The 7,785-nt window shown below is 65.0% G+C and carries 5 protein-coding genes and 1 pseudogene; 2 read left to right on the top strand and 4 right to left on the bottom strand.

Annotation, left to right across the window (positions count from 1 at the left end):
* Positions 1 to 140: 140 nt before the first annotated feature.
* From ACODSV_RS35505 to ACODSV_RS35490, 4 genes are all read right to left on the bottom strand, one after another.
* Complete coding sequence (locus ACODSV_RS35505; RefSeq protein ID WP_024074660.1) at positions 141 to 1,481, bottom strand: c-type cytochrome; 1,341 nt, start codon at positions 1,479 to 1,481, stop codon at positions 141 to 143.
* A 16-nt stretch (positions 1,482 to 1,497) separates the two neighbouring features.
* Entirely contained in the window at positions 1,498 to 3,729 is a 2,232-nt protein-coding gene (locus ACODSV_RS35500) for a xanthine dehydrogenase family protein molybdopterin-binding subunit (RefSeq protein WP_102624677.1), read from the bottom strand.
* Complete coding sequence (locus ACODSV_RS35495; protein ID WP_024074662.1) at positions 3,729 to 4,184, bottom strand: (2Fe-2S)-binding protein; 456 nt, start codon at positions 4,182 to 4,184, stop codon at positions 3,729 to 3,731. The genes ACODSV_RS35500 and ACODSV_RS35495 overlap by 1 nt, the downstream gene beginning before the upstream one ends.
* A gap of 298 nt (positions 4,185 to 4,482) precedes the next feature.
* On the bottom strand, positions 4,483 to 5,526 hold the full coding sequence (locus tag ACODSV_RS35490) for an LLM class flavin-dependent oxidoreductase (RefSeq protein ID WP_069075680.1): 1,044 nt from the start codon (positions 5,524 to 5,526) through the stop codon (positions 4,483 to 4,485).
* A 188-nt stretch (positions 5,527 to 5,714) separates the two neighbouring features.
* On the opposite strand from ACODSV_RS35490, the pseudogene ACODSV_RS35485 reads away from it, so the two are divergent.
* Positions 5,715 to 6,803: pseudogene (locus tag ACODSV_RS35485) on the top strand (cache domain-containing protein); the annotation flags it as partial.
* A 90-nt stretch (positions 6,804 to 6,893) separates the two neighbouring features.
* On the top strand, positions 6,894 to 7,661 hold the full coding sequence (locus ACODSV_RS35480) for a methyl-accepting chemotaxis protein (protein WP_371918865.1): 768 nt from the start codon (positions 6,894 to 6,896) through the stop codon (positions 7,659 to 7,661).
* The last annotated feature ends 124 nt before the right edge of the window (positions 7,662 to 7,785 follow it).

The following is a 7,785-nucleotide window of genomic DNA, read 5'->3' as shown; positions in this document are numbered from 1 at the left end:
TTTGGGGCTGCTGCGCAGCCCAACGCGGGGCAAGCCCGCTCGCCACAACAAGCCCTCTCACCACAGCAAGCCCTTTCACCACAACAAGCCCGCTCGCCACAACAGGTCTGTGTGCCGGGGCGATCGCCGGAATACGCCTTTCAGCGCATATGCAGAATAATCGGGCTGCTGCTGGCCGGATCTGTATGCCCGCGCAGCTTGGCCACCGCCTTCGCATCGACCGCGCCACCGCTGTTGCCCCAACTGCTGCGCACGAAACTCAGGACCTCGGCGATTTGCGCGTCGGTCAGTTGCTCGCGGAAGGCCGGCATGCGGTACGCGTCCGGCACCCCGGCGGCGACGATGCGTTGCGAGCCGTTGAGGGTGATGTTGATCGCCGAGGCGTCTTCCTTGGCCAGTGCCGAGGTGGCGCCGGCCAGCGGTGGCATCCACTCGGGTTGGCCCTTGCCGTCAAGGCCGTGGCAAGAGGCGCAGCGGGTCGCATAGGTGTGTGCGCCGGGGGAGTCCGGGCGCGCTTCGGCGGTCACGTAGTGCCAGGGTGTGCCGTCGCGCTGCGGGTCGCCGGGCAGTGACTTGAGGTAGCGCGCGATGGCCGCCAGGTCGTCGTCAGCCATGAACTGGGTGGAGTTGTTGAAGGCTTCGGTCATCGAACCGTAGACCACCGCGTGTTGATTACGCCCGCTCTTAAGGAACTGCACGATCTCCGGTTCGCTCCAGCGCCCCAGCCCGGTGTTGGGGTCCTGGCGCAGGCTGGGGGCGTACCAACCGTCGAGCAGGGCGCCGGCGAGGAACGGCGCGCCGGATTCGTCGAGGGCCTTCTCGTTGAAAGCCAGGCCGCGCGGCGTGTGGCAGCTGCCGCAGTGGCCCGGCCCCTGGACGATGTAGGCGCCGCGGTTCCACAGCGCGTCCTGGCTGGGCTTGGCCGCGTAGGTGGCGGTCGGCGCGAACAGGCCGTTCCACAACGCGATGGGCCAGCGCATATTCAGCGGCCAGGGAATATCGCTGGGGATATTCGGCTGCTTGGCCGGTTGCACGCCATGCATGAAAAACGCGTACAGCGCACGCACGTCGTCGTCGCTGAGCTTGGCATAGGACGGGTAGGGCATGGCCGGGTAGAGGCGTCGACCACCTGGCGCTACGCCGTGGCGCACCGCGCGGTCGAAGTCGGCCAGGCTGTAGGCGCCGATGCCGGTGCCCTGGTCGGGGGTGATGTTGGTGGCGTGGATAGCTCCCAGCGGCGTGGCCATCTCCAGGCCGCCGGCAAACGGCGCCTTGCCCGGCAGGCTGTGGCAGGCCACGCAGTCGCTGAGGCGGGCGACGTACTCGCCACGGCTGATCAGGGCCGGCTCGTTACTGGCGGCCGCTTCCTGTGCGAAGGGTGAAGCGGGCTGACGGTTGACATACCAGGCCAGCAGCGCGGCGGCGACCAGGCCGGCCAGCGCGAGCCAGCCTACGGTTCTTGCGAATCGGCGGTTGTTCATGGGCGTTCCTTGTCGGTTAGCTGAAGGTGTATCGGCTCAATGGCAGGCTGCGGATGCGCTGGCCAGTCAGCTGCGCGACCGCATTGGCCACCGCCGGCGCCACGGCAGGCAGCGGTGGTTCGCCGATACCGCCCATCTTTTCGCCACTTTCGACGATCTTGACGTGCACCTGGGCCATGCGCGAAGGCGGCAGGATCGGGTACAGGTCGTAGTTGCGCGCACGTGGCTTGCCGTCCACGTACACCGCTTCCTCCAGCAAGGTTTGCGACAGGCCCAACGCCACGGCGCCATTGACCTGGGCCTCAATGATCGCCGGGTTGACGATGCTGCCCGGATCGATGGCTTCCCAGATCTGGTGCACCTTGACCTGGCCCTTGTCGATCGACACTTCGGCGATCACTGCGGCGTGGGAGCCAAACGGCGAAGCCATGGCCACGCCGCGCGCGCGTCGGGTGCCATCCTCGGCGGTGTAGGGGCCACGCTTCCAGCCACCGGACAGCTCGCCCACCGCGTTGAGCAAGGTGGTCAGCCGTGGGTTGTCGCGCAGCAGGTGCAGGCGCAGCTCAAAGGGATCGCGGCCGCCTTTGTCCGCCAGTTCATCGAGGAACGCTTCGTAGAAGAAGTCGTTGAGCGAATTGCCCACCGAGCGCCAATAGCCGAGCATGGCCGGGCCCTTGACGTAGATCTGCGCGATGCGTTTGTTGGGGATGGCGTAGCTCTTGCCCGACAGCCCTTCAAGGGCCGTGGGGTCGAGCTTTTCGCCCTGTTTGCCGGCGATGGCTTCGGTGGGGCCTTCGGTGGCGCTGACTGCCTCGATTGCCACGGGCAAGCCTTCGGCGTCCAGCGCGGCGCGGAACTTGACCACCGCCACCGGGCGCAGCACATCGCGCAGAAACTCTTCCTCGCGGCTCCAGATCAACTTGATCGGACGGCCCACCGCCTTGGCCAGGGCGATGGCCTGCGGGTACGGGCTGGCCGAGTCATACAGGAAATGGCGGCCGAAAAAGCCGCCCAGCAGGGGCGAGTGCAGGTTGATTTTGGACGGGTCGAGACCGGCGCGCTTGGCGATATCGGCGCGGAACAGGTCGGGCGCCTGGTTGGGCAGCCAGATGTCCAGCGTGCCGTCGGGGTTGAAGCGTGCCAAGGCCGACGGCGGCTCCAACTGAGCGTGGTTGACGTATTGATTGTGGTAGGTGGCTTCGACCTGGGTCTTGGCGCTTGCCAGGGCGGCGGCGACGTCGCCTTGGTTTTCGTCGTCGCGGGCCGGGCCTTGTTGGGCCGCAAGAAAATCACGGTACGTGTCGCTGGAAAAATTCGCCGGCATCACGCGCACGCTGGCATCGGCGGCAGCTTCCTGCCAGTCGACCTGGATCGCCTCGACGGCGCGCTTGGCGTGCCACCAGCGTTCGGCCACGACGGCGACCGCCCCAGGCAGTTGATGCACCGAGTGCACGCCTTTCATGGCTTCGACCTGGGCCTGGTTGCGCAGGCCGCCCACGCTCATGCCCAGGCGCGGCGCGTGCTGCACGGCGGCGTGGAGCATGCCGTCGACCTTCATGTCGATGCTGTATTGCGCCTTGCCGGTGGATTTGTCATAAGCATCCAGGCGCTTGACCGGCTTGCCGATCCAGCGGAACTGGCTCGGGTCGCGCAGGGTGATGCTGGCCGGGTCGGGCACCGGCATGTCCAGCGCGCGACTGGCCAGCTCGCCGTAGCCCAGTGAGCGGCCGGACGCGGCATGAACCACACGGCCCGGCTGGGTGGTCAGCTCGGCCAGCGGTACGCCCAACTGCTCGGCGCCGGCCTGCAACAGCATGGCGCGGGCCAGGGCGCCGAGGCGGCGCATGGTCGGGTAACTCATGCGCACCGACATGCTGCCGCCGGTAATGCGCATGCCGTTTTCCATCACCACATACGCTTCACCGGGCGGCGCGGCTTCGACGATGAACGTGGCGGGGTCGGCGTCCAGCTCTTCGCCGACAATCTGCGCCATCGCGGTATGGGTGCCTTGGCCACCTTCCATGAAGGGGCTGAGCAGGCGCACGCTGCCGTCCGGGCGGATCTCCAGGAACGCCGGCACCTGGGTGCCGCGTTCCGCCGTGGCGGCGGCCTGCACCCGGGCCGAGCCCAGCGGCAAGCCGAATCCGATGACCAGCGCGCCCACGGCCGTGCTGGCTAGAAAGCGCCGGCGCGACAGGTTGATGGGCTCGCTCAGCGACAGGTCGGGTAGCTCGTAGCGCGTGTTCATCAGGCATTCTCCTGCTTGGCCAGGTCATGCACCGCGGTACGAATGGCGTTATAGGTGCCGCAGCGGCACAGGTTGACCATCGCCGCTTCGATCTGCGCATCACTCGGCGCGGGGGTGTGCTTGAGCAGCGCGGTGGCGGCCATCACCTGCCCGGACTGGCAGTAACCGCATTGCGCCACTTGATGCTCGACCCAGGCGGCGACCACCCGCTGGCCCACCGCATCGGCCTCGATGGCCTCGATGGTGGTGATCTCGCGACCGACCACACCCGCCACCGGCGTGACGCAGGAACGCACCACGTTGCCGTCCACCAGCACCGAGCAGGCGCCGCATTGCGCCAGGCCGCAGCCGTACTTGGTACCGGTCAGCCCAAGGTCATCACGGATGACCCACAGCAATGGCGTGTCGGCGTCGGCATCGACCTGATAGGACTTTTGGTTGATTCGTAGCTCCATGATGCATGGCTCCGTGGCTCATCGGCTGATCTTCGGTCGGTGGGGCTTTTTTCTTATGCGAGCGACAGGCGCTCATTGTCGAACTCTAGACCAGGGGGCAAGGGCTATCTATCAAAGCGCCGATAAGTCGGAGGATCAGGCAAGTATTCAAGAGGATTGGGCGATCGCGGCGCGGCAGGCCGCTCCCGGTGCGGACCTGTTCGGCTTTCGGGGGGCGTCTGGTTGGGGGCGGTGTATCAGTTGGCAAAGCAGCCGTAGGCGTGGCGGAACATCCCCACCGGCCTACGGCTCATATCAATCAACGAAACGCTGGCACGACCTGCTCGATAAACAGCGCCAGGGATTTCTTCTTCTCGGCGTGGGGCAAGCTGTTGTCGCACCAGAAGCTGAACTCATCCACGCCCAATTCCTGGTAGTACTTGATGCGCGGGATGATCTCTTCGGCGGTGCCGATCATCGCGGTCTTGTGCAGGCTGTCCAGTTCGAACTCGGGGCGGGCGGCGAATTTTTCCTCCGGGCTTGGCGCCAGGAAGCCGTTGACCGGCACCTCTTTGTTGCCGAACCAGGCATCGAAGGTGCGATAGAACTTGGAGATCGCCTTGGCCCCGACTTTCCAGCCCTCTGGATCGTCGGCGGCGTGTACGTGGGTGTGGCGCAGCACCATCAATTGCGGGCGCGGCACCGCCGGGTTGTTGTCCAGGGCGGCCTGGAATTTGTTCTTCAGGTCGAGCACCTCTTCATCGCCTTTCATCAGCGGCGTGACCATCACGTTGCAGCCGTTGGCCACTGCGAAGTTGTGTGAGTCCGGGTCGCGGGCGGCGATCCACATCGGCGGGTTGGGCTTTTGGATCGGTTTGGGCACGCTGGTGGAGGTGGGGAACTTCCAGAGGTCGCCATCATGGGCGTAGTCGCCCTGCCACAGCGCGCGCACTACCGGCACCATTTCGCGCAGGGCCTGGCCACCGCTGGAGGCGGGCATGCCACCGGCCATGCGGTCGAATTCCACCTGGTAAGCGCCACGGGCCAGGCCGACTTCCATGCGCCCGTTACTGATCACGTCGAGCAAGGCGCATTCACCCGCCACCCGCAGCGGGTGCCAGAACGGCGCGATGATGGTGCCGGCGCCCAGGTGAATGGTGGTGGTCTTGGCCGCGAGGTAAGCCAGCAACGGCATCGGGCTGGGCGAGATGGTGTATTCCATGGCGTGGTGCTCGCCAATCCATACGGTGCTGAAACCACCGGCTTCGGCCATCAGGGTCAGTTCGGTCAAGTCTTCGAACAGCTGGCGGTGGCTGATGCTTTCATCCCAGCGCTCCATGTGTACGAACAGGGAAAACTTCATGACGCTTACCTCGGATCTATTGTGATCGGCCTGTCGACTGCGGGCCCTTGAATGCTCACGCCCTTGTGAAGCCTGCCAGTGATGACGGCTGTTCGGCGGATTGATTGTTGGTATACCATAATACGGAATATCCGCAAAACTTTTCTCTCCAACGGTCGCACTCTCACCTCACAAGGAAGGCGAGCTAGATGAACATAAAACAAAAATTGATCCTGGCCTTTACGGTGATCGCCAGCCTGCCGGTGATTCTGGTGGCTGTGATGATCATCCTCAACGTGCGTCATGAAGCACGGGATGGCTTTATCGACGGCAGCGAGCGCGAGATCCGCCAGGTCGACAACGCCATGCAGCTGTTTTTCGAGGGCATCAGCCAGAACGTCGCCTACCTGGCAGCGCACCCGCAGTTGCAGGGCATTGATGGCGATGTGAAACGCTACCTGGCCGCCGATGCTGCGCGCGTCGCCCCCGGCGTGCGTGACGAGCAGGTGTTCAAACTGTTCGAAGGCTTGGCCAAGAGTCATTCGGCCTATACCTATCTGTCCTTGGGCACCGAAGACGGTGGTTATGTGTTCTGGCCCGGCGACCCCCAGCTCGCCAGCTACGACCCGCGCACGCGTCCCTGGTACAAAACCGCGATGGCGCAGCCGGGCAAGACCCTGCGCACCCAGGCCTACTACTGGGCCGCCGACGATGTGGTGCTGGTCAGCACCGTGCAAAGTTTCAACAGCCGCCAGGGCAAGCCGGGTGGGGTGGTGAATATCGACGTATCGCTCAAGCAACTGACCGACCTGGTCAAGCAGATCAAGTTGGGCGAGAGCGGCTACCTGATGCTGATGGAGGCCGACAATACCGTACTGGTCGACCCGAATGACCCGTCCCATAACTTCAAGGCGCTGGGCGAGTTGGGCGAGGGCTACCGGCAGTTGAGCGAGGCCGGCCAGGGTTTGGTCCAGGTCGAGCTGGCGGGGGAGCGCTACATGGCGCTTGTCTGGCCATCCAAGGCATTGGGCTGGCGATTTGTCGGGGTGATGCGCGAAAGTGAAGTGATGGCCGGCGCGGCGCGCCTGACCTGGCTGATCGCAGCCATCGCGCTGGTGTGCGCGGCGCTGTTTGCCGGGGTCGGGGCCTGGTTTGCCGGGCTGATCGTCAAGCCGATTCGCGGCGTGGCCAGTGGCCTGGAAGGTATCGCCCAAGGCGAAGGTGACCTGACCGCGCGCCTGGCGATCAAGGGCCGCGACGAGACGGCGCAACTGGCCGGCTGGTTCAACCAGTTCCTCGAAGCGATCCGCACGCTGATTCAACGCATCGGCCAGGCCGCCGGGCAGATCCACAGCAGCTCTGGCAGTGCCACTGAAGTCTCGGTGGAAATGGCCGAAGTCGCCTCGCGCCAGCGCGAAGCGGTGGACATGGTCTCCACCGCGTTTCATGAAATGGTCGCCACTTCCAACGAAGTCGCGCGTTCCTGCAGCCAGGCCGCCGACTCGGCCGACAACGGCCAGCGCCAGGCCCATACCGGGCAGCAACAGATCGACGCGGCGGTGAACAGCGTGGGGCGCCTGAGCGAAGAAATCGGCCACTCCGCCCAGGCCATGGAGCAACTGGAAAAAGACAGCAACGACATCCAGTCGATCCTCGGCACCATCCGCTCCATCGCCGAACAGACCAACCTGTTGGCGCTGAACGCCGCCATCGAAGCCGCGCGGGCGGGTGAGCAGGGCCGTGGTTTTGCGGTGGTGGCGGACGAGGTGCGCGCGTTGGCCAAACGCACGTCGGACTCCACCGGCGAAATCGACGGGCTGCTGGGTAACCTGGCGCGCCGCACACACCAGATGGGCAAGCAGATGCATGCCAGCCTTGAGGTGTCCCAGGAAACGGTGGTGTCGATCAACGACGCTCGCGAAAGCTTCGGGTTGATCCGCGAGTCGGTGGACGTGATCCGCGACATGAACACGCAAATCGCCACCGCCGCGGAAGAGCAGCACCAGGTGGCCGAAGACATCAATCGGCATATCAGCCAGATTCACGGGGATGCGCAATTGGTGGCAAGCCTGGCCGACGCCACACGCCAGGATGCACAGCAATTGACGGCGTTGTCGCAGACGTTGAATCAACTGGTCAGCCGGTTTCGAACCTGACCTGTCTCTGGCTGACACCCCGCAATCAAACTGTGGGAGGGGGCTTGCCCCCGATGGCGGTGGGTCAGCGACAAATAAGCCGGCTGTTCCACCGCGATCGGGGCAAGCCCCCTCCCACAGGATT

The sequence above is a fragment of the Pseudomonas sp. FG86 genome (genome assembly GCF_057808775.1).
The sequence above is the reverse complement of the archived record's forward strand: the minus strand, read 5'-3'. Positions and strand labels throughout refer to the sequence as shown.